Origin of the sequence: Streptomyces sp. CG 926 (assembly GCF_003148825.1) — a bacterium.
GTDB lineage: Bacteria > Actinomycetota > Actinomycetes > Streptomycetales > Streptomycetaceae > Streptomyces.
Window position 1 is genome coordinate 185,616 of sequence record NZ_QGGZ01000013.1, and the last position, 20,711, is coordinate 206,326.

The window sequence follows — 20,711 nt, forward strand, 5'->3', positions numbered from 1 at the left end:
CTCGGTCCGGCCGGCAGGGCAGAGCGGAGGTGACTCATGAACGGTGCAACCGGCGGACCGGAAGGCAACCCGCTCCGGCGCAGGGCCGACCGCACCCGCACCTTCCTGCGCGCCGCTTACGCCATCGCCTGCGTGATCGCCGTGGTCTTCGCCGTAGCCGTCGGCCGTACGGTCTGGGCGGACGGCAGCCGCGAGGCCGATACGATCGCGCGCCACCGGCACGCCGTTACGGCCACCACGGTCGGCGCGACCGCTTACCGGGCCGGAGACCGACAAGGTCAGAGAACAATCACCGTCGCTCCGGCCACGTGGCACTACCCGGCCCACCGCGCTCACACGGACGCGGTTCCCGTCCCAGCACAGACCCGCAAAGGTGACGACGTGCGGCTGTGGGTCGATGATCAGGGCAATGCCGCCACCGCGCCGCTGGGCGCAGCTGACATCGCCCTGGAGGCGTTCGCGTTCGGCACGACAGTGCTCACCGCGATCCTGCTGGTCTCGAGTGCTCTCGTCCGCGTCGGCCTGCGGATCGTGGACGCGCGTAGCGCCCGCGCGTGGGAAGCGGAGTGGGCGGACGTCGAACCCGTCTGGACCGGCCGTCTTCGCCCCGGTCAGGGAGCGGACGATGGCTGACCCTGCCTCCGGGCCGGACCTCGCGCCGGATGTCACGCCGGATCCGCTCGAGCCCCTCGCCCTGCTCCGTCGTGAGCTCCACACGGGTCCGCTGGGCCTGTCCAGCCGGGAGGCGGCCCGACGACTGGCGGTCTACGGGCCGAACGAGGTGCGCCGCACCGCGCGGCCGAGTGTCCTGCGGGACCTCCTGCGGCAGTTGCTGCATCCCCTTGCCCTCCTGCTGTGGGCGGCCGCCGCGCTCGCCTTCATCGCCGCCATCGACGTGCTCGGATGGGCGATCATCGCGGTCGTCCTGGTCAACGCGGGCTTCGCTCTCGTCCAGGAACGACAGGCGGAGAGGGCCGTCGAGACCTTGGCCGGCTACCTCCCCGCGCTGGCCAAGGTGATCCGCGACGGAAAGCCGCAACACCTGCCCGCCCGAGAGCTGGTCCCCGGCGACCTCATCATCCTCGAGGAAGGTGATCGGATCCCCGCGGACGCCCGGCTGAGCGAGGGAGGCATCGAAGCCGACCTGTCCATGTTGACCGGGGAGTCCACCCCCGTCGAGCGCTTGGCCGGCCCCGGTCTCGAGTCGGTGCCGGTGCTCCAGGAACCCAACCTCGTGTTCAGTGGTACCAGTGCCGTCGAGGGACAGGCCCAGGCCGTCGTGTTCGCCACCGGCGACCACACCGAGCTGGGCCGGATCGCTGCCCTCAGCCGGCGCACCCCCCGCGAGCCGAGTCCGCTGGAGAAGCAGGTCAAGAGAGTTGCCTGGCTGATCGCGGCGGTGGCTGTCGCCATGGGTGCGGTGTTCCTCGCGACCGGTGTGGCGGTGGGCCTGCCGGTAACGGACTCGCTGATGTTCGCGATCGGGCTGCTGGTCGCCAACGTTCCGGAAGGGCTTCTCCCTACGATCACCCTGGCGCTGGCGGTGGGCGTCCGTGTCCTCGCCAAGCAGGGCGCGGTGATCAAACGGCTGAGCGCGGTGGAGACCCTGGGTTCCACCAACGTGATCTGCACCGACAAGACAGGCACGCTCACCAGGAACGAGATGCGGCTGCACGGTCTGTGGACGCCTGAACAGCGCACCGAGTCAGGACCCCGCAGCGCGGAACTCATCCACGAGGCCGCCCTGTGCACGACCGTAGGCCGCGAGAGTGACGGCCGACTGCACGGCGACCCGACCGAACTCGCGCTCGTCGAGGGGGCGGCGGAGCACGCCGTGCCCATCGACCCGGGGGACCGGGACGCCTGCCGCCGAGCCTGCTTCCGTTTCGACCCCCGCCTGCGCCTGATGTCGGTTGTCCAGACTTCGGATCGTGCCCACCTCCGCGTCATCGTCAAGGGCGCCCCGGAGGCCGTCCTGTCCGTGCTGGGTGACGGGGAGCCGGTACGGCCGGCCCAGGAGGCGGCCGGTGCCTTGGCCGCCGACGGGATGCGGGTGCTGGCCGTCGCCGTCCGCGATCTGCCGGCGGGAGCCGCAGTTCCGGTGCGGCGACAGCAGGCCGAGCAGAACCTGCACCTTCTCGGACTGGTCGGCCTCTATGATCCTCCGCGTCCAGAAGTCGCGGCCGCGGTCGCACGGTGCCATGAGGCCGGCCTCACCGTGCACATCGTCACCGGCGACAACGGCGCCACGGCCGCCGCGGTGGCCCGGTCCGTAGGAATCGGCGTCCCCAACCTGTTGGTGGTCGACCAGTCCGAGGCCGTTGAGGACCACGAACTCGATCATCTCTTGCAGCAGCGTGAAACGGAGATCGTTTTCGCACGGTCCTCGCCCGAGACCAAGCTGAAGGTCGCAGATGCCCTGCGGGTCCACGGGCAGATCGTGGCCATGACGGGCGACGGGGTGAACGACGCCCCCGCCCTGCACCGCGCCCACATCGGCGTGGCCATGGGCCGCTCGGGCACCGACGTCGCCCGCGAGGCGTCCACGATGGTCCTGACCGACGACAATTTCGCCACCATCGTCACGGCCATCGAGTCCGGGCGCCGCGTCTACGACAACGTCCGCAAATTCATCGTCTACATCTTCGCCCACCTCACTCCCGAGGTGGTTCCCTTCCTCGTTTTCGCCCTCTCTGGCGGCGCGGTACCGCTACCCCTGACCGTGCTCCAGATCCTCGCCATCGACCTCGGCACCGAGACCCTCCCCGCCCTGGCCCTCGGCCGCGAACGCGCCGAACCGGGCGTGATGAGCCGGCCTCCCCGGCCCCGGACCCAGGGCGTGATCAACAAGGACATGCTGATCCGCAGCTGGGGCTGGCTCGGCACCGTTTCAGCGGTGCTCGTGATGACCGCGTACTTCTACGTCCTGTGGCGTGCCGGATGGGCCCCCGGCGATCCGACCGGGTCCGGCACCCCCCTGCACCACGCCTACCTGACCGCCACCACGGCCACCTTCGCCGGCATCGTCACCTGCCAGGTCGGAACCGCCATCGCCGCACGCACCGACCACGCCGCCCTGAGCAAGATCGGCTTCTTCACCAACCCGCTGCTCCTCGCAGGTATCGCCTTCGAACTCGTCTTCACCGCTGCACTCGTCTACGTGCCCCCGTTGCAGCAGCTCTTCGGCACCGAGGCACTCCCACTCGACGTCGTCCTCCTGATCGCGGCCTTCCCACCGCTGGTCTGGGGAACCGACGAAGCCCGCCGCTGGGCTCGTCGACGACGCCATTCCTGACTACCCCCTGGAGGAACGATGTGGAATCGGGGACGGTGGAATTGGTGATGGTGCGCCCCGTCAGCCGTACCAGGCTGTTGGTGGAGCGGACCGGGGCACTGGTCGTCGCCGTGTTGGTCCTGAACACGGCCGCGACGCTCACGGTCGCGGTGGAGGTGTCGCTGTCACCGGACATCCACCGCACCGTGCCGCTCAGCGGGATCTTCGCGGCAGGATTCATGGGTGTGGGATTCGCCTTCTGCCTGCTCGGCCTGGCCGTCGCGGTGTCGGCCGCCAGTCGGAGGCGTGCCCAGGTGATCGGCACGGTCATCGCGATCGGGGCGGTGGGCTTCGCCGTGAACTTTATCGCTCTGGCATGGGAACCGGCGGCGCCGCTTCGGTATCTCAGCCCGTTCCACTACTACGTCCCGGGCGACGCCTTGGCGGAGGGGCGCGTCCTGTGGCCTCAGCTTGCCGTCCTGATGGGTGTCGGACCGGTGGGCCTGCTGATCGCTCACGCCGTGCTCCACCGCAGGGACCTCGCACCTTGATCTCGCGACGGCCCCGGGCGCTGGAGGAGGCCCAGGAGTCACCTGATCTCCAGAACCTCCGTCACCGGCCGACGTGGCGTGGTGGGCCCCTGGGGCCCGTATCCGAGGCGGATGACCATCTGGACGTGCCCCATGGCCTCGGCCGGATCGCGGACCGTCCACCGCAGCTCCCGCCACTCCAGGGGCTGAGAGGTCATCGAGGTGGCGAGTCCGTCGGAGGTGGCCTGGAGCAGGACACGTTGCAGCGCCTGCCCGGCGCGCAGCCAGTCGGCCCGGGTGTCGCCCGTGGTGCCGAGCAGCGCCAACTGCGGCCTCTTCTCGAAGACGGCCCAGCCGCGGTCCGGCATGTGCTGGGAACGGCCGAAGTCGCGCACGGGGGAGGGCCCGCCGGAACTTCGTGGGCCGAAGGCGGCAGTGGGGATGCCGTCGTCGCGCTGACCGGCCGAACCACCGTGGGAGGGGGCGGTCCAGGCGGCGGTCTCGACCTGCACCAGAGGATCGATTTCCTCGCGGTGTTCGGCGTCCCGCACCAGCCCGAGTACGGTCTCGACGTGCCAGTCGCCCGGAACCACGAGCCGGCACCCTTCCAGGCGGGCTGCGGCCTTCAGACCGTCCAGCAGCGCCTCGGGCACCACTTCGTCGCTGAACGGGTATCGGCTGGTGTGTCGGCGCCCGAGAGCTTCGTACAGAACCTCCAGCTCCAACTCCGTACCGGTGGAGTCGTCGAGGGTGGCTGTGGCGAGCAGCCATGGTTCGGACGCGTCCGGCAGCAGGCGCACCCGAAGAGGACGATGGTGGCGGGCTGCGGAGACGCGCAGGTTGAACAGTGCCGCGGCGCATCCGAGGTGGAGCGATCGGTGGTCCGGATCCGTCCGCGTCATCGCCCGCTCCGGGTCCCCGTGCAGTTCTATGACGCTGTCCGTCGTTCGGAACACGAATTTCCATGGCTGCGCGTTGTGCATGGACGGAGCGCTGACGGCGTCGCCGACCAGCAGGGCGGTGACTTCTGGATCCAGGTGTGTGGCGCTCATGGAACTGTCCTGTCTCTAGGTCCTCAGCCGTGCGCCACAACGGCGACCGGTGAGGTGGTGTGGTGCGTCACGGCGTCAGTGATGGCGCCGATGCGAGTGCCGAGCGCCGACAGGATTCGGGCGGTGGCGCGGCGAAGGGTGCGTAACGCGGCCGATCGTCGACGTGAAGGAGCTGGAGGTCGGCACCGTGCAATGCGGCCTCCGCAGCCGCCCACCGGGCCGAGGCGCGGTCCCTCGGTGAGCCGTCCAGACCCACCGTGATGCGGTGTGACATCGTTTCCTCCTCCGGGCGTACGGGCTGCCCCGAGACGCCGCTGCGTCAGGTGGTCGGGTAGGACCGATCAGGTCCGCCCAGGACCGTTCGGCCCCCCTTTCCGACCCGGTGCGGTCCGCGCGTCCGTGAAACCGCCAGCCTGTTGTCGACGTCCACCACGCCGTCGACGCTCTGGCACAGCCGCATGATCATGGGCAGTGAAGCGTGGCGGGGCACCGTGCCGCTGAGCGTCACCAGTCCATCGCTCACCTCGACGGTGATCGACGATGGGGTGATGCGCAGTGTGTGGGTGAGGACGTCCTCCACGATCTCCTCCTGGATGGCTCGGTCGCGGCGCAGGAACAGTCGGACGAGGTCGCTCCGGCTGAGCACGCCGACCACTCGCCCGCCGGTGTCGACGACCGGCAGGCGCTTTACTCCGTGCCGTTGCATCACGCGCACGGCCCGGACCACGCTCCACTCAGGACGGGCCGTGACAGCGGGACTTGTCATGAGGTCCTCAGCGGTGGGCGCACGGCCGACCGCACGGCGGTGGAGCAGGTCGGCTTCGGACACGACCCCGACCGGGTGCCCGGCATCGTCCACGACGGGTACCGCGGTGATGTCGAACTCCTGCAGGAGCCGCGCGACTTCTCTGAACGCCGTGGCAGGTCGGACCGTGACGGCCGCCGGGGTCATCAGATCCGCGACACTGCGGTGCCTCATGATCGCTTTCCCCTCAGGCGGATACCGGGACAGGAAAGTCGGCCCTGACCTCCACGACACCTGGCACGCTGCAGGCAGCACGGACCACGACATCTTCCAGCGCGGGATCCGGAAGTGATCCGTGCAGGTAGGCGATGCCATTGGCGACGTGCACGTAGACCTCCGCGGAGCCGCGCGGTATCAGCTGATTCATGATCAGTTCACGGATCTCGGTGCCGATGTCCGCGTCCGGCCGCAGGTACACCTTGAGCAGGTCTCCGCGGCTGACGACGCCGACCAGGCGACCGTCGTCGTCGACGACGGGCAGTCGCTTGAGGTGCCCGCGCGCCATCAGGCGTGCCGCCGCTTCGATGGTGGCTCCCGGAGTGACCGCCACGGCCGGGACGGTCATCAGCTGCCCAGCTGTGGTCGGGCGGTCCGGAACGGTTGTCCGTGGATCCAGCAGCAGGTCGGCTTCGGAAACGACGCCGGTCACCCTTCCGTCCTCGGACAGGACAGGGAGGGCGCTGACGTTCCACATCCGCAGCGTTTCCACGATGTCCTTGAAGGCGGTGTCGCGGTCGACGGACACTGCGGCGTGCGTCATGACATCGTCGACGGTGCGCACGTGTTTCATGACTTCCCTCTCCGAGAATCTTGCATGTCCGGCGACTCCTCAGGAGTGGGCCACGACGGCCACAGGGGCTGCCGCGTGATGCAGGACCGCGTGGGCGACGGGGCCCAGGTGAACGCCGAGCGGCGAACGGCGCAGGTGGCGGCCCACGACGACCAGCCCGGCTTCCTGGGAGGCCTTGACGAGCTGCTCGCCCGCGGAACCCATGGCCACGTTCAACGTGACCTCCACTTCGGGGAACTCGTGCCGCCAGGGCGACAGCATGTCGTCGACCATGCGAGTGACGCTCCGGCCGATGTCCCGCTCGTTGTCCGGGTCGAAGAAGGGGGCGTACGCGTAGGCGGACGGCAGCTTCCAGCCGTGCACGGCCCGCAGCCGGCAGTTCCGCCGTCGGGCTTCTTCGAAGGCGAAGGTGAGGACACGATCGCCGGCCTGGTGGATATCCACGCCGACCAACACATCGGTCACCGCGGACGCATCGGCGTCCGGGCCGTCCGGTTCGTCGGCGACGCGGACGAGGACGACCGGGGTGTCGGTCGCGACAACGGTGGACATCGCCACCGAGCCGATGAGAAAGCCGAGCAGACCGCCCACGCCGCGCGACCCCAGAACCAGCAGTCCGGCGTCCACGGCCTCCGCGGCCAGGGCGGCGGCCGGGCGCCCCGTCGGGCAGCGGGTCGTGATCTCCAGATGCGGATGACGGCGATGCAGCTCTTGCGCCGTCTCGGTCAGGGCTTGGTCGGCCCATCGGTCCGCATCCTGCCTGCCGAGACCGGGCAGCACCGGATCCAGGGGCCAGTCCACGGCGTGGACGAGCAGCAGGGGTACCTCGCGCAGTGCGGCTTCCCGTGCGGCCCAGTGTGCCGCTGCCCGGCTCTCGGCGGAGCCGTCGACGCCGACGGTCACGTGCTCTCTCACGGCTGTTCCTCCCTTGCTGCGCACCGCGGTCTCACCATTGCATCGAGTGGCGCGGGTCGCCGATGTCGGAGCCGTCCATGTCGTCGATGCGGGCTGTCACATGCATGGCCACGGCGACCACGCCGTCGATTCCCTCGACGAGGTTGCGCAGGGCGAGCAACTGGCTTCGACGTTCCGTGCGACCGTCCAGCGAGACGATTCCGTCCACCACGTGCACCTCGACCTCGTCGGTGGATACGCTCAGAACGTCGGTCAGCACCTCTTCGACGACGCGACGGCGTATCTCGGCGTCCGGGCGCAGGAAGGTGCGGAGGAGGTCGCGGCGGGTGATGATGCCGACCAGGCGGTCCTCGACATCCACGACGGGCAGACGTTCGATGCCGCGACGGGTCATCAGTCGGGCGGCGCCGGCCGCGGTCTCCTCGGCGTGGACCGTGATCGCGGGCGCCGACATCAGATCGCCCGTTACGGGAATCCGGCCGGGCGCCCCGTTCGCCGGCTCCGTGCCAGGGGCGGATACCGAAGCGGCCAGCAGATCGGTCTGGGAGATGACACCGACCACGCGATCCTCGTCGTCCAGCACGGGGGCTCCGGACACGTCGTACTGGGCAAGGAGCTTCGCGACCTCTTTGAACGCGGTGTGTGGGGTCACGGTCGCGACTTCGTCCGTCATCAGGTCCGCCACCTTGATGTGTTTCATGAGGCCCTCCTGGTGCGCCGGTCGGACGGGGCGGACGCCTCCGCAGGCGTCTCATTCACCCTCCCTTGCTGCGGCTGTCGGATCGAGGGCCGAACGGGCCCGTCCCGGGGCCGGAGGGCCCACAGCCCCGGATGGCCGGGCCGCGTGCCGCTGATGGGGACCTTCGGCCCAGGCTGCGGTCCCGGGCGGCCCTCTTCCTGCGGTACCGCAGGTGTCAGCGTGGTGGGTGTCCCCCGTCGGATCTCGGTTGGGAGTTACCGTGGAAAGCACCATCCGTACCCCGGATGCCAGCTCGGTCACCGTCGGTGTGGACGGCTCGGAACAGGCACGAGCCGCCGCCCTGTGGGCCGGCGGCGAGGCTTCACGCCGTGGCCGTCCCCTGCACATCGTCTTCGGCGCCGACACCGACGGCAGGGCGCTGTACTTGTCGGCGGAAACCATCGAGCAGGTCCGTGCCGCGGGCCGGGAGCTCTTGGACGATACGGCCAAGGCCGTGCGCGCCGAATACCCCGGTCTGAACGTGACCACCGAGTTCAGCCGTGTGGACGCCGCCACCACCCTCCACCGGGCCGGCGGCCTGTACGGCACGGTCGTCGTCGGCAATCGCGGCCTCGGCGGCTTCACCTCGCTCATGCTCGGCTCGGTCGGCCTGGCCACCGCCGCCGCGGCAAGGACGCCCGTCATCGTGGTCCGCGGCATCGAGGGGACGGAGGAACGGGGAGTCGTTCTGGCGGCGGTCCGCGACGAGCACGACCTGGTGATCGCCCGGTACGCCGCTCGTGAGGCCGAGCTACGCAAAGCGTCCCTGCGAGTGCTGCACGTATGGAACATCATCCAGTCGGTGGGCGACGTCGTGCCCATGCTCGACGACATCGACGGGCTCACCAGGGAACACGTCGAGACCCTGAGGGCGGTCACGGACGTGATCCATGCGGAGTTCCCCGACCTGGCGGTCGAAAGCGACGCGGAGAAGAGCATGTCCGTGGCCGCCGTCCTCGTGGAGGCGTCCCGGCATGCCGACCTGCTGGTGACCGGCGGTCGACGGGCCACCCCGCTGGGGCTCGGCCGGAGCCTGGGCAGGGTGACGCACAGCCTGGTCCATCACGCCCACTGCCCTGTCCTGCTCATCCCGCGGTTCGGTGACGACCTCGGGAGCACGTCATGACCGGGCGGATCGACCCTCACGACATCGTGCTCGGTATCGACCCCGACCGGGACTGGCATGTGGCCTTGGCGTGGGCGGCCGACGAAGCCCATCGGCGTCGGCTACCGTTGCGCCTGCTGCTCGCCGTACCGCCACAGCACGACACCCAGCACCTGGACGACACCCCGCGGCAGCTGGCCCTGCGCCGGGCCGGAGCCGAACGGCTGGGCATGGCCCAGGACTGGGTGCGCGAACGACACCCGGAAGTCGGCGTCAGCACGGACCTGCTCGGCGGGTTCCCCGCCCACGTGCTCGGCACGGCTTCGCGGCACGCCAGGATGGTCGTCCTCGGCTCCCGACACCTGAGCCGCACCGCGGAGTTTCTCAGCGCCGGGTCGACCGTGGTCCCTGTGACGGCCCAGGCACACTGTCCAGTGGTCGTCGTCGCCGACGCCGAGCACATCACCCAGCAGCCGCCGTACATCGTCGTCGGCATCGATGGCAGCCCGTCCTCCACGGCCGCGCTCGCCTTCGCGTTCGACGAGGCGGACCTGCGCGGGGCGTCGCTGCGGGTGGTGTCCGTATGGCAGCCGCCGCTGCTCCTGCTGCACGACGAGGACGTCGCACTGCAGGAGCAACGTGCCCTGCTCGCGGAGGCCACCGCCGGCTTGGCCGGCAAGTACCCTGACGTAACCCTGACCCACGAGATTCCGATGGGTCATCCGGTCGAAGAACTGGCCCAGGCCGCCGAGCACGCCCTCGCCGTCGTCGTGGGCCGACGGGGCCGCGGGGGGTACACCGGGATGCGCCTCGGGTCCGTCGTCCACGGCCTGCTGCACCGGGCCCACTGCCCCGTGATCACCGTGGCCGGTGACTGACCGCCATGACCACCCCCGCCACGGAGAAGCCGCCCGTCCCGGAACGGGAGCCGACCGCGCCGGAACGGACCGGACTGACCCGTGCCGAAGCCGAACGCAGGCTGGTCCGCCACGGCCGCAACGAAGTCCCTCCTCCCCGGCCCACACCGCTGTACAGCAGGGTGCTGGCCCAGCTGCGCGATCCACTGATCATGGTGCTGCTCGGCGCAGTGCTGCTGACCATCGCGATCGGAGACCACCCCGACGCCGTCGTCATAGGCCTCGTCGTCGTCGTGAACACCACGGTGGGAGTCGCCCAGGAAGTCCGGGCGGACCGCGCGGTCGCCGCGCTCTCCGCGCTCTCCGCCCCGCAGGCCCGGGTGCTGCGTGACGGAGTTCCGCACGAGGTGCCCGCAGCGGTCGTCGTCCCCGGTGACACCCTGTTGCTGGGCGAAGGCGACATCGTGGCGGCGGACGCCGACCTCGTCGAGGCGTCCGCACTCCTGTTGGACGAGTCCATGCTCACGGGCGAGTCCGAACCGGTCGCCAAGGCGTCGGGTGGGTCCGTGAGCGCAGGCACCGTCGTCGTTCGGGGCCGCGGCACCGCCGCGGCCACTGCCACCGGTCCAGCCAGTGCCCTGGGCCGCATCGCGGCGCTCATGGACGAGGGCGGTCACGACCCCACTCCGCTGCAGCGTCGGCTCGCCTCGCTCGGGCGCGTCCTGGCGATCGTCATCGTCTCCTTGTGCGTCCTGTTCTTCGCGCTGGGCCTGGTGCGCGGCCTGGACATCGCCACCATGGCCGTCACGGCCATCAGCCTGGCCGTCGCCGCGGTCCCCGAGTCCCTGCCGGCCGTCGTCACCCTGGCCCTGGCCCTGGGCGCCCGCAGAATGGCGGCCCGCCACGCACTCGTCCGCCGCCTGCCCGCCGTGGAAACCCTCGGCTCGGTGAGCGTGCTGGCCACCGACAAGACCGGCACCCTCACCGAGGGCCGCATGGTCGTGCAGCATGTGTGGACCCCCGCCGGGACCGTGGACGTATCCGGTACCGGATACGAGCCCCACGGAGACCTCACACGCGACCGGCGCCCCGTTGCCGCCGAGGAAGCCCGCAGCGTGCGGGAGCTGCTCACCACGGCGGCCCTGTGCAACGACGCGAGCCTGCGGCCTCCCCGTAACGAATCCGAGGCATGGACAGCCGTCGGGGACCCCATGGAAGCCGCCCTGCTGGCAGCGGCGGCCCGTGTGGCCTGCCCCGACCCCGCCGAGCTGCGCCGACTCTGCCCTCGCTATGCAGAGGCCCCCTTCGACAGCGTGCGCAAGCGGATGACCACGCTCCACCACCTGCCCGACGGAAACGTGCTGGTCTGCCTCAAGGGGGCACCCGAGGCGGTCCTGGACCCGGCAGTACTTGCGGAGCCACCCGAGGCCTTGGCCCGTGCCCACCGGCACGCTGCCGACCTGGCCGCGCAGGGGTTCCGCGTACTGGCCGTGGCCGCCCTCGAGCGGCTCTGGCAGCCCTTGCCCGCCACCGACGCGGAGCACGGGCTGCGTCTGCTCGGCCTCGTCGCCATCAGCGACCCCCCGAAGGCATCCGCCGCGGCCACCCTGTCGGCCTGCCGTGCCGCCGGGATCACCCCCGTCCTGATCACCGGCGATCACCCGGCGACGGCCCGCGCCATCGCCGTGCGCACCGGTCTCGTCGAGGACGGTGAACCCGGCGAGGTCCTTACCGGTCCCGAGCTGGCCGCATCTCCGGACGCCGACGTGACCGGCGTACGGATCTTCGCCCGGACCGACCCGCAGCAGAAGGTGGACATCGTTCACGCCTGGCGTGCCCGCGGTGTCGTGACCGCCATGACCGGCGACGGGGTCAACGACGGCCCCGCGCTGCGCCAGGCCGACATCGGCGTCGCCATGGGGGCCCGCGGCACCGAGGTGGCCCGCCAGGCGGCCGACCTCGTCCTCACCGATGACGAGCTCGGCACCGTCGTGACCGCTGTGGAAGAGGGCCGGCGCGTCTACGACAACATCCGCCGATTCCTCGTCTACGCCATGGCCGGAGGGGCGGCCGAGATCCTCGTGATGCTGACCGGCCCGCTCCTCGGACTCCCGCTACCTCTGCGGGCAGGCCAGATCCTGTGGATCAACCTCCTCACCCACGGACTCACCGGCGTGGCCATGGGGGCCGAGCCCGTCTCTCCGGAGGCCATGCGTCGCCCGCCGCGGCCCCCCGGACAGCACATCCTCGCCGCAGGAGTGTGGCAGCGGCTCGTGGTCCTGGCCGCCGTGGTCACCATGCTCAGCCTGCTCGCCGGCACTGCCGCCCGGACCATGGACCTGCCCTGGCAGAGCGTCCTCTTCCTGGCGCTGCTGGCTGCTCAACTGGGCGTCGCCCTGGGCCTGCGGGCTCGCCTCCTGACCAGGGCCAACCTCTTCCTCCCCGCATCCGTGGCCGGATCCGCCGCACTGGCCATGGCCGCCCTGCACGTCCCCTTCCTGCAGTCGCTGCTGGACACCGAGCCGGTGGGCTGGAGCGGCGTCCAGCTCGCCGCGGCCGCGGCACTCGCCGCATTCATCGCAGCCCGGCTCCTGCGGGGCGCGTTCCGCAGAAAGGCACGATCATGAACACGTTCTCCCCTCCCCACACGCATGGCTTCCACGCCGAGGTCGGCGACCAGATCCTCGTCGGCGGCCCCTCCATAGGAAAGCCGGGACGGGACGGAGAGGTCATCGCCCTACACCACATGGACGGCACCCCGCCCTACGACGTCCGCTGGTCCGACACCGGTCGCACGTCGGTGTTCTTCCCCGGTCCGGACGCGCACGTCCACCACTTGCACGAACCCGCGCGCGACCGAGTGGACAAGCAGCGGCCATAAGGGCCAAGGGAACCCGTCCGGGCGGGATCCCACCTCCGGTCGGGGCTACGGTGGAGACGTGGTCTTCTCGCGGTTGCTGCCGGCCGGAGGTGGGACATGAGCGCGGACGGCCGGCCCGCCCGTAGCGGCGGCGTGCCGAGGTTGCGCCTGGACGAACTGCTCGACGAGCTGCAGGTACGCATCGACGAGGTCCGGGGCACACGGGACCGGCTGAACGGATTGCTGGAAGCCGTGATGTCGGTAGGTCGGGAACTCGACCTGCCCCAGGTACTGAACGGCATCGTCGAAGCCGCCGTGGTGCTGGTGGATGCCGAGTACGGGGCACTCGGCGTCATCGGTGACGCGGAGAAGCTCGCCGAATTCCTCCCCGTCGGGATCGACGACGAACTCCGCTCGCAGATCGGCGACCTGCCCTCCGGCCACGGCATCCTCGGTGAGCTGATCCGCCATCCGGAGCCCCTGCGCCTGTCGGAGCTGTCCGAGCACCCCGCCTCGTACGGATTCCCGCCCCACCACCCGCCGATGCACTCGTTCCTCGGTGTCCCCATCCGCGTTCGGGAGGCAGTGTTCGGGAACCTCTACCTCACCGAGAAGCGCGGCGGCGCCGACTTCGACGCCGAGGACGAAGCGGTCCTGTCCACCCTCGCCGTCGCCGCCGGCATCGCCATCGAGAACGCGCGCCTGTTCGCGGACGTCCGCCTCCGCGAGCGCTGGCTGGAAGCGAACTCCGACATCACCAGCGCCTTGCTTTCGGGCGCGCCCGACCACGAGGTCCTCGCGGGCATGCTGGAGAGGGCCGTGGACATCACGGGCGCGGACCTGGGTGTCTTCTACCTCCTGGGCTCCGGGGGCGAGCTCCGCGGGTCCCTGGCTCTGGGGGAGGGCGCGGAGGCTCACCGGGGCATCGTCCTGCCCACGACGCGTGGAACCCTGGCGGAAGCCGCTCTGGCACGAGACGGTCTCGTCACGGTGGCCGATGTGGAAAACGACGAACGGGTCACCGTTCAGCCCGAACGCTGGAAGGGGTTCGGCCCGGCGGTCGCGGTAACCGTGAGTACCAAGGAGAGACTGAACGGCGTGCTGATGCTGGCCCGACGGCGCGGACGCGTCGTGTTCGCCGCTGCGGAGGTCGCGGCGCTTCCCGGCTTCGCCGGGCAGGCCGCACTCGCGCTGGAGCTGGCAGACCGCCGCCGCGACGCGGAACAGATGAGCATGCTGGAGGACCACGACCGCATCGCCCGCGACCTGCACGATCTGGCGATCCAGCGCCTTTTCGCGACCGGAATGACCCTGCAGAGCGCCCAGCGTTTCGCCGAACACCCCGAAGTCTCCGAGAGGCTCGGCCGCGCGGTCGACGACCTCGACGCCACCATCAAGATCATCCGATCCACCATCTTCGGGTTGCGTGAGCGCGCATCTCCGGCGACCGGCTCCGAACTGCGTTCTCGTGCCGTCCAGACACTCGACCAGGCCTCAGCCGTCCTCGGGTTCGCCCCAGCACTGCGCATGGAAGGGCTGATCGACACCGACGTACCACCCGCCGTGGCCGACGAGGCCCTCGCCGTGCTGGGAGAAGCACTCACCAACATCGCCCGGCACGCCCGGGCCGCGCACGCGGAGGTCGCCGTCGTCGCGGCGGATGGCGCGCTGACCCTCACGGTGACCGATGACGGCGTGGGCATGCCCGACTGTGAACGGCGCAGCGGACTTCGCAACCTCGCCGAGCGTGCCGAGCGGCTCGGCGGCCGCATGTCGGTAGTTCGGCGGGCCGAAGAAGCGCACGGCACCAGACTGGAATGGGAGGTGCCCCTGGCACCACCGACGTGACCAGCACCCTCGGCGGTGACTGCGGCGCTCGTGAGTCGGCCGAATTTCGTCTGCGCTCTCGTTCAGGTTCGACATCGCCGTCGTGGCCTCGTACACGTCAGTGCCGGTCGCTTCGGACTCGTCTCGCGGCGGGCAGCGGTGTCCGCGCGCACCGGAAGGTGCGCTGGGGGTCTTCCTGTTCAGCAGCGGTCCGGTCGACAGCTCTGCGGAGCAGGGTGAGATTCCGCCGGTTCCGGCCGTCGCGCGTCAGACGGAACGCCTGCGAGCCCGCGAGCACGTCACCTTCGGTGGGAGTATCACGGAGAGCACGCCCGGACTCATGGCCAAGGCTTTGGCCCGTCACGGCAAGGGCGGTGACTTCCGCGACCCCGAGGGCATCCAGACCTGGGCCCACCACATCAGCAGTGAACTCGCCACGGCCGCCTGAACGGTTCACCCCGGCCCTGCTCTCCAGCCGCGGGTACGGCGTGAGTTCGGGGGCGAGATCGCCGGACGGCCAGGTTCACACGGCGTGCGTGCCGAAGCTGATCCTGACGTCCGGCACCGCCTCAGGAGTGGTGTTCGTGCTGCTCGTCGCACTCACCTGGTCGCTGTCGCGCCCTGCCGGCGGGAGCCGGCCTTCGTCGCGGTGGCGGTCGTGTCTGTACAGGTGGTCGCGTCCATCATCCGACGCCGGATCCGTGACGAGCATCCCCGAGAAGCCTGATGCCGAAGAGAGCTGACCGACCTCCCATCGTCAAGCGGTAGGCCTCTCAGGTCCCGCAGGAAGGTGCGGGCTTCCTTCGTGCGGTGGTACGTGCGGGCCCATCTCGTCCCGAGGTCCTGGGGGCTCCTCCAGGACGCTCCACGCGATGGGGCCGAGCAGATCGGCCACTCTGCGGAAGACGTCCATCAGCAGGTCGTCCACCGTCAGCACCCCCACGACACGCTGCCCGTCGAGGACGGGAAGGCGCCGCACGCCACCGCTGCGCAACCTCCGGTACGCGTCGTGGATGTCATCGGCGACATCGACCGTGAGAGCGGGTGCTGTCATGATTCCTGCCACCGGATCGTCGCCGTCGAGCCCCGCTGCCACCGCACGCAACGCAATGTCACGATCGGTGACGATGCCCAGCAGTGCTTCGCCCTCCGTCACGACGAGGCAGCCGACCCCGTAGGTGTCCATGCGCCGAGCTGCCTCGCCGATGGTCGTCGTGGCGTTTACGGACACCGCCGGGGCGGACATCGAAGCGGATACGTTCATCGCCGTGTTCCTTCCCCTTGAGCCGGTGGCATTCACCGTAGGCAGGAGTAGCGGCCCGGGGGAGGGCCGGGCAGACTCCAGGGCGGGTCCGCACGGCCCTGTTCTGCCCGAGCCGGGTGCGTCGGGCCCGTGAGGTGGGGGGACCGGACGAGCACCACGGGTCGATCGGTCTCCATGATGGTGCTCCGACCGACGGATCCCGCGAGGAAGCCTCGTACGCTGCCGAGCCCGCGCCGCGCCTCTTAGGACGGCCTCACGGCCGGCCCAGCGGGCGGCGGCGACGGATTCGGGCGACCCGACGGCCATCGGCATCGACCACCGGAAGGTGCTTGAAGTGTCCTTTCGTCATCAGTCGGGCGGCGCCCGCGATCGTGGCATCCCTGGGTACGGTCACCGGCGACGCGGTCATCAGCTGCCCCGCGGTCACGGCGTGGGATGCGTCGGCGCCTTCTGCCTCGGTCAACAGATCGGCTTCCGAAACGACGCCTACGACCTGGCCTTCTGTCGAAAGCACGGGCAGGGAGCTGAAGCCCCAGCGGCTCATGGATTCGGTGATGTCGTGAACCGATGCTCCGGGATCAATTGATACGGCGGCGTGCGTCATCACATCGTTCACGGTGCGCAAGTGCTTCACGATTCTTCCAGCCGCCGGCTCGTTTCGTGTCATCCGGCCCGGCTTCCGCCCGTGGTCGGGAGTAGGGCTCATCGTGACGATCGTGATGTCGTGGTGCTGCTTCCGTCCTCGTGCTCGTGGACCTGTGCAGCGATGACCGCGGCCTGGACCCGGCGCTCGACGCCCAGCTTTCCGAGCAGCCGTGAGATGTGGTTCTTGACGGTCTTCTCCGACAGATAGAGCCGCTTGGCGATCTGGCGGTTGGTGAGGCCGCCCCCGATGAGTTCGAGTACCGCTCGCTCGCGTTCGGACAAGGTGGCCAGGCGGGCATCTTCGGCCGCCTTGGCGGGAACCGGGTCACGCAGGGAGTGCATCAGCCGGGCGGTGGTGGCCGGGTCGAGCATCGATTGGCCGGTGGAAACCGTTCGTACGGCAGAGAGGAGGTCGGATCCCTTGATCTGCTTGAGTACGTATCCAGCGGCTCCCGCCATGATGGCGTCCAAGAGCGCGTCCTCGTCGTCGAACGACGTCAGCATCAGGCAGGCCAGATCGGGCATGCGTGAGCGGAGTTCGCGGCAGACGGTGATGCCGTCGCCGTCGGGCAAGCGCACGTCGAGCACCGCGACGTCCGGTCGCAGGGCGGGGCCGCGTGCCAGTGCCTGCTCCGCGGTGCCGGCCTCGCCCACGACGGTGATGTCCGGTTCGGCGTCCAGAAGGTCATGCAGGCCCCGGCGGACCACTTCGTGGTCGTCGAGAAGGAACACCTTGATCGGAGCCTCGGCGGAGGTACTCGCTACGTCGGACATGTTCGCCGCCTGATTCGAACCACGCTAGGGACGCTTTCTTTCGAATTGTCTCAGTAGCTCGCTCATGTGCACCTTCATCGTGTGGGTGGGTGTCGAGTCACGTGTTGGCCGCCACCGCCCCGTCGAGTGCCATCCTGACGTCCACGACCCCCTCGACCGCCCGGATGGCGCGGGCCAGGAGGGGGATCAGGGCGCGGTCACGCAGTGGCCCTCGGAGGGTGACGACACCGTCTTGCACGGAGAAGGTCAACGACAGTCCTGGGGCGAGTTCGCTCACGACGGCCTGACGGATTTCCTCTTCCAGCTCCTCATCCGGGCGCAGAAAGACTTTCAGCAGGTCTTTGCGGCTGACGACGCCCTCCAGCATGCCGAGGTCATTCACGACGGGCAGACGCTTCACCCGCTTGCGGGCCATGATGCGCGCCGCCTCGGCGATGGTCGCGTTCGGGTGCACGGTGACGGCCGGGGCTGACATCAGGTCCTCGGCCAGGACCCCGGCGGCCTTGGACGCCTCCTCCAGCTGGTCTGGGAGGTGGGGCTCCTCGCGTCGGAATTCCTCCTTGGGCAGGAGATCGGCCTCCGAGACGACCCCGACGACACGGCCCTCACCTTCGAGAACGGGTACCGCGCTCACCTTCCACTCGTGCATGAGTTCGATGATCTCCTTGTAGCCGGCTTCCCGCCCGATGGCGATCGCGGTATGCGTCATGACGTCACTGACGGTGTAGCGGGATGCGGACATGGTCGACTCCTTACCGTGGTCGGGTCGGACTCTCTACAGTCTCGGCACCGAGGCACCTGTGCCGGCAGGGTCCAGTGGGCCGATGTGGGGGCCGACCGGCCCCATGACCGGCGCCGCCCATGTGAGCTCAGCAGGGCCAGGACCAATCCGCGACCTCGGGCAGGTCGGTGCCGTGTCCGCGGATCCAGTCGTGGTGGCGGATGCGCTGGTCGGCCATGGCCTGACGCAGCCGGTCGGCGCGGCCCGTGAGGCCGGGGACGCGGTCGATGACGTCCATGACCAGCCGGTAACGGTCCATGTCGTTGCGCACGACCATGTCGAAGGGCGTGGTTGTGGTGCCGGACTCCTTGTATCCGCGCACGTGCAGCTGGGAGTGGCCGCTACGGCGGTAGGCGAGGCGGTGGATGAGCCACGGGTAGCCGTGGTAGGCGAAGATCACCGGCCGGTCCGTCGTGAACAGGGCGTCGTACTCGGGGTCCGTCATGCCGTGCGGGTGTTCCCCGCGGGGCATCAGGCGGGCGATGTCGACCACGTTGACGACGCGGACGGCCAGCGCGGGGAGGTGCTCGCGGAGCAGGGCGGCGGCGGCCAGCACTTCCATGGTGGGGACGTCTCCGGCGCAGGCGAGGACGACGTCGGGCTCGCGGGAGCCGTCGTCGGTGCCGGCCCACGCCCAGGTACCGGCACCGCGCGCCACGTGCGTGCGGGCCTCCTGGAGCGTGAGCCAGTCGAAGCAGGGCTGTTTCCCGGCGACGATCACGTTCACCTGGTCGCGGCTGTGCAGGGCGTGGTCGGTCACGGCGAGGAGGGAGTTGGCGTCCGGCGGGAGGTAGACCCGGACGACCTCGGGGCTCTTGTTGAGCACGTGGTCGACGAAGCCGGGGTCCTGGTGGGAGAAGCCGTTGTTGTCCTGGCGCCATACGTGTGAGGTGAGCAGATAGTTGAGGGAGGCGATGGGGGCGCGCCAGGGGAGTTCGCGCGAGGTCTTCAGCCATTTGATGTGCTGGCCGACCATGGAGTCGACGATGTGCGCGAAGGCCTCGTACGTGGAGAACAGGCCGTGGCGGCCGGTGAGGAGATAGCCCTCCAGCCAGCCCTGGCAGACGTGTTCGGACAGGATCTCCATGACCCGGCCGTCACGCGACAGGTTCCGGTCGGTGGCCTCGACGCTGCCCTGCCAGGCCTTCCCGGTGGCCTCGTACAGGTCGTCCAGCCGGTTGGAGGCGGTCTCGTCCGGTCCGACGACCCGGAAGTCCCTCCGTCCGGACGTGTCCCGCATGACCTGGGCGAGGAAGTGCCCCAGCACGCGGGTCGGCTCGTGCAGGGTGCGGCCCGGCTTGTCGACCGGGACGGAGTGTGCGTCGAGCGCGTGCAGCGGGAGCGGCCGCAGCAGGCGGCCCCCGTTCGCGTACGGCACTGCGCCCAGGCGCCGGTCGCCCTCCGGGACACCCGCCAGGACCTGCGCCACCGGACGGCCCTCGGCGTCGAAGAGCTCCTCGGGCCGGTACGAGCGCAGCCACTCCTCCAGCTGCTTCAGGTGAGCCGGGTTCTCGCGTACCCCGGCGAGCGGGACCTGGTGGGAGCGCCACGTTCCCTCGACCGGGTTTCCGTCGACGTTCGCGGGACCGGTCCAGCCCTTGGGGGTGCGCAGCACGATCATGGGCCAGCGGAAGTACTCCCGATCCGAGCCGGTCCCTGCTGTCCGGGCCCGCCGTTGGATGGCCGCGATGCGGTCCAAGGCGTGGTCCATCGCGCGGACCATGGCCTGGTGTACCAGGGCCGGCTCACTGCCGGTCACGTACAGGGGTTCGTGGCCGTAGCCGCGCAGCAGGGCGTCGAGCTCGGCCTCGGGGATCCGGGACAGCACCGTCGGGTTGGCGATCTTGTAGCCGTTGAGGTGCAGGATGGGCAGGACCGCGCCGTCGTTGACCGGGTCGAGAAACTTGTTCGAATGCCAGGACGCGGCCAGCGGTCCGGTCTCCGCCTCGCCGTCGCCGATGACGCAGGCGACCAGCAGGTCGGGGTGGTCGAACGCGGCTCCGTAGGCGTGGGACAGGGCGTAACCGAGTTCCCCACCCTCGTGGATGGACCCGGGTGTCTCCGGCGCCACGTGGCTGGGCACTCCGCCGGGGAAGGAGAACTGCCGGAACAGCTTGGCCATGCCGTCGGCGTCCCGCGTCACCTCCGGGTAGGTCTCGCTGTACGTCCCCTCCAGCCAGGAGTTGGCGAGGACGGCGGGTCCGCCGTGGCCAGGGCCCCAGACGCACAGGGCCCGCAGCGAACGCTCCTTGATCACGCGGTTCAGGTGGGTGTGCACCAGGTTCAGGCCGGGCGAGGTGCCCCAGTGGCCGAGCAGCCGCGGCTTGATGTGCTCCGGCCGCAGCGGCTGCGCCAGCAGGGGATTGGCCATGAGGTAGATCTGGCCGACTGCCAGGTAGTTCGCGGCGCGCCAGTGGGCGTCCAACTCCGAGATCGAATGCGCGGTCAACGCGGTCATGTCCGCTCCTGCGTGTGAGGGTCAGGGACGTTCGT

Annotated in this window: 19 protein-coding genes; 8 read left to right on the forward strand and 11 right to left on the reverse strand. The window is 69.9% G+C overall.

Translation table 11 applies throughout. The features are described 5' to 3' along the window. The first annotated feature begins 36 nt into the window (after positions 1-36). From BCL76_RS31075 to BCL76_RS31085, 3 genes are read left to right on the forward strand one after another with little or no spacing between them, the layout of a single operon-like run. On the forward strand, positions 37-633 hold the full coding sequence (locus BCL76_RS31075) for an Rv1733c family protein (protein WP_109782682.1): 597 nt from the start codon (positions 37-39) through the stop codon (positions 631-633). Further along, positions 626-3,295, forward strand: a complete 2,670-nt coding sequence (locus BCL76_RS31080; protein WP_109782683.1) for a cation-translocating P-type ATPase — start codon at positions 626-628, stop codon at positions 3,293-3,295. The genes BCL76_RS31075 and BCL76_RS31080 overlap by 8 nt, the downstream gene beginning before the upstream one ends. A gap of 20 nt (positions 3,296-3,315) precedes the next feature. Then, the gene (locus tag BCL76_RS31085; protein ID WP_109782684.1) at positions 3,316-3,825 is read left to right on the forward strand and encodes an ABC transporter permease subunit; all 510 of its coding nucleotides are present in this window, start codon (positions 3,316-3,318) and stop codon (positions 3,823-3,825) included. A 38-nt stretch (positions 3,826-3,863) separates the two neighbouring features. Here the strand turns inward: BCL76_RS31085 and BCL76_RS31090 are convergent, their stop codons facing one another. The 6 genes from BCL76_RS31090 to BCL76_RS31115 all read right to left on the reverse strand — a co-directional run bounded on the left by BCL76_RS31090 (position 3,864) and on the right by BCL76_RS31115 (position 8,066). After that, entirely contained in the window at positions 3,864-4,856 is a 993-nt protein-coding gene (locus BCL76_RS31090; RefSeq protein ID WP_109782685.1) for an Acg family FMN-binding oxidoreductase, read from the reverse strand. Positions 4,857-4,923: 67 nt separating this feature from the next. Continuing rightward, a complete protein-coding gene (locus BCL76_RS31095; RefSeq protein ID WP_109782686.1) occupies positions 4,924-5,130 on the reverse strand; it encodes a universal stress protein in 207 nt (68 codons plus the stop codon). A 45-nt stretch (positions 5,131-5,175) separates the two neighbouring features. Continuing rightward, positions 5,176-5,835 carry a CBS domain-containing protein gene (locus tag BCL76_RS31100; protein WP_109782687.1) on the reverse strand — a complete coding sequence of 220 codons (660 nt, stop codon included), beginning with the start codon at positions 5,833-5,835 and terminating at the stop codon, positions 5,176-5,178. A 13-nt stretch (positions 5,836-5,848) separates the two neighbouring features. Continuing rightward, on the reverse strand, positions 5,849-6,451 hold the full coding sequence (locus tag BCL76_RS31105) for a CBS domain-containing protein (RefSeq protein ID WP_109782688.1): 603 nt from the start codon (positions 6,449-6,451) through the stop codon (positions 5,849-5,851). A 39-nt stretch (positions 6,452-6,490) separates the two neighbouring features. Beyond that, entirely contained in the window at positions 6,491-7,366 is an 876-nt protein-coding gene (locus tag BCL76_RS31110) for a universal stress protein (RefSeq protein ID WP_181382798.1), read from the reverse strand. Positions 7,367-7,397: 31 nt separating this feature from the next. Continuing rightward, on the reverse strand, positions 7,398-8,066 hold the full coding sequence (locus BCL76_RS31115; RefSeq protein ID WP_109782690.1) for a CBS domain-containing protein: 669 nt from the start codon (positions 8,064-8,066) through the stop codon (positions 7,398-7,400). 259 nt (positions 8,067-8,325) lie between these two features. Between BCL76_RS31115 and BCL76_RS31120 the strand changes: the two genes are divergently transcribed. The 5 genes from BCL76_RS31120 to BCL76_RS31140 all read left to right on the forward strand — a co-directional run bounded on the left by BCL76_RS31120 (position 8,326) and on the right by BCL76_RS31140 (position 14,775). Continuing rightward, positions 8,326-9,231: a universal stress protein gene (locus BCL76_RS31120; RefSeq protein WP_109782691.1), complete on the forward strand. Its 906-nt coding sequence runs from the start codon at positions 8,326-8,328 to the stop codon at positions 9,229-9,231. Then, the gene (locus BCL76_RS31125; protein WP_109782692.1) at positions 9,228-10,088 is read left to right on the forward strand and encodes a universal stress protein; all 861 of its coding nucleotides are present in this window, start codon (positions 9,228-9,230) and stop codon (positions 10,086-10,088) included. The genes BCL76_RS31120 and BCL76_RS31125 overlap by 4 nt, the downstream gene beginning before the upstream one ends. A 5-nt stretch (positions 10,089-10,093) precedes the next feature. Continuing rightward, positions 10,094-12,694, forward strand: a complete 2,601-nt coding sequence (locus tag BCL76_RS31130) for a cation-translocating P-type ATPase (protein WP_109782693.1) — start codon at positions 10,094-10,096, stop codon at positions 12,692-12,694. Beyond that, positions 12,691-12,948 carry a DUF1918 domain-containing protein gene (locus tag BCL76_RS31135; RefSeq protein ID WP_109782694.1) on the forward strand — a complete coding sequence of 86 codons (258 nt, stop codon included), beginning with the start codon at positions 12,691-12,693 and terminating at the stop codon, positions 12,946-12,948. The genes BCL76_RS31130 and BCL76_RS31135 overlap by 4 nt, the downstream gene beginning before the upstream one ends. Before the next feature lie 96 nt (positions 12,949-13,044). Continuing rightward, the gene (locus tag BCL76_RS31140; RefSeq protein WP_109782695.1) at positions 13,045-14,775 is read left to right on the forward strand and encodes a sensor histidine kinase; all 1,731 of its coding nucleotides are present in this window, start codon (positions 13,045-13,047) and stop codon (positions 14,773-14,775) included. A gap of 736 nt (positions 14,776-15,511) precedes the next feature. On the opposite strand, the gene BCL76_RS31155 is transcribed toward BCL76_RS31140, so the two are convergent. The 5 genes from BCL76_RS31155 to BCL76_RS31180 form a co-directional block, all read right to left on the reverse strand. Then, a complete protein-coding gene (locus BCL76_RS31155) occupies positions 15,512-16,018 on the reverse strand; it encodes a CBS domain-containing protein (protein ID WP_109782697.1) in 507 nt (168 codons plus the stop codon). 253 nt (positions 16,019-16,271) lie between these two features. Continuing rightward, entirely contained in the window at positions 16,272-16,652 is a 381-nt protein-coding gene (locus BCL76_RS31165; RefSeq protein WP_258309992.1) for a CBS domain-containing protein, read from the reverse strand. A 68-nt stretch (positions 16,653-16,720) separates the two neighbouring features. Continuing rightward, complete coding sequence (locus tag BCL76_RS31170; protein WP_109782698.1) at positions 16,721-17,437, reverse strand: response regulator; 717 nt, start codon at positions 17,435-17,437, stop codon at positions 16,721-16,723. A 97-nt stretch (positions 17,438-17,534) separates the two neighbouring features. Next, positions 17,535-18,179 (reverse strand): CBS domain-containing protein, encoded by a 645-nt coding sequence (locus tag BCL76_RS31175; RefSeq protein ID WP_109782699.1) that lies wholly within the window; start codon positions 18,177-18,179, stop codon positions 17,535-17,537. 127 nt (positions 18,180-18,306) lie between these two features. Next, positions 18,307-20,676, reverse strand: coding sequence for a phosphoketolase family protein (locus BCL76_RS31180; protein WP_109782700.1), 2,370 nt, complete (start codon positions 20,674-20,676; stop codon positions 18,307-18,309). Positions 20,677-20,711 lie beyond the last annotated feature (35 nt).

Coding starts and splice junctions, on each gene's coding strand:
- BCL76_RS31090 (WP_109782685.1), bottom strand. CDS start 4,856: ATGAGCGCCACACACCTGGATCCAGAAGTCACCGCCCTGCTGGTCGGC.
- BCL76_RS31105 (WP_109782688.1), bottom strand. CDS start 6,451: ATGAAACACGTGCGCACCGTCGACGATGTCATGACGCACGCCGCAGTG.
- BCL76_RS31140 (WP_109782695.1), top strand. CDS start 13,045: ATGAGCGCGGACGGCCGGCCCGCCCGTAGCGGCGGCGTGCCGAGGTTG.
- BCL76_RS31155 (WP_109782697.1), bottom strand. CDS start 16,018: ATGAACGTATCCGCTTCGATGTCCGCCCCGGCGGTGTCCGTAAACGCC.
- BCL76_RS31175 (WP_109782699.1), bottom strand. CDS start 18,179: ATGTCCGCATCCCGCTACACCGTCAGTGACGTCATGACGCATACCGCG.
- BCL76_RS31125 (WP_109782692.1), top strand. CDS start 9,228: ATGACCGGGCGGATCGACCCTCACGACATCGTGCTCGGTATCGACCCC.
- BCL76_RS31170 (WP_109782698.1), bottom strand. CDS start 17,437: ATGTCCGACGTAGCGAGTACCTCCGCCGAGGCTCCGATCAAGGTGTTC.
- BCL76_RS31095 (WP_109782686.1), bottom strand. CDS start 5,130: ATGTCACACCGCATCACGGTGGGTCTGGACGGCTCACCGAGGGACCGC.
- BCL76_RS31130 (WP_109782693.1), top strand. CDS start 10,094: ATGACCACCCCCGCCACGGAGAAGCCGCCCGTCCCGGAACGGGAGCCG.
- BCL76_RS31100 (WP_109782687.1), bottom strand. CDS start 5,835: ATGAGGCACCGCAGTGTCGCGGATCTGATGACCCCGGCGGCCGTCACG.
- BCL76_RS31115 (WP_109782690.1), bottom strand. CDS start 8,066: ATGAAACACATCAAGGTGGCGGACCTGATGACGGACGAAGTCGCGACC.
- BCL76_RS31135 (WP_109782694.1), top strand. CDS start 12,691: ATGAACACGTTCTCCCCTCCCCACACGCATGGCTTCCACGCCGAGGTC.
- BCL76_RS31080 (WP_109782683.1), top strand. CDS start 626: ATGGCTGACCCTGCCTCCGGGCCGGACCTCGCGCCGGATGTCACGCCG.
- BCL76_RS31180 (WP_109782700.1), bottom strand. CDS start 20,676: ATGACCGCGTTGACCGCGCATTCGATCTCGGAGTTGGACGCCCACTGG.
- BCL76_RS31075 (WP_109782682.1), top strand. CDS start 37: ATGAACGGTGCAACCGGCGGACCGGAAGGCAACCCGCTCCGGCGCAGG.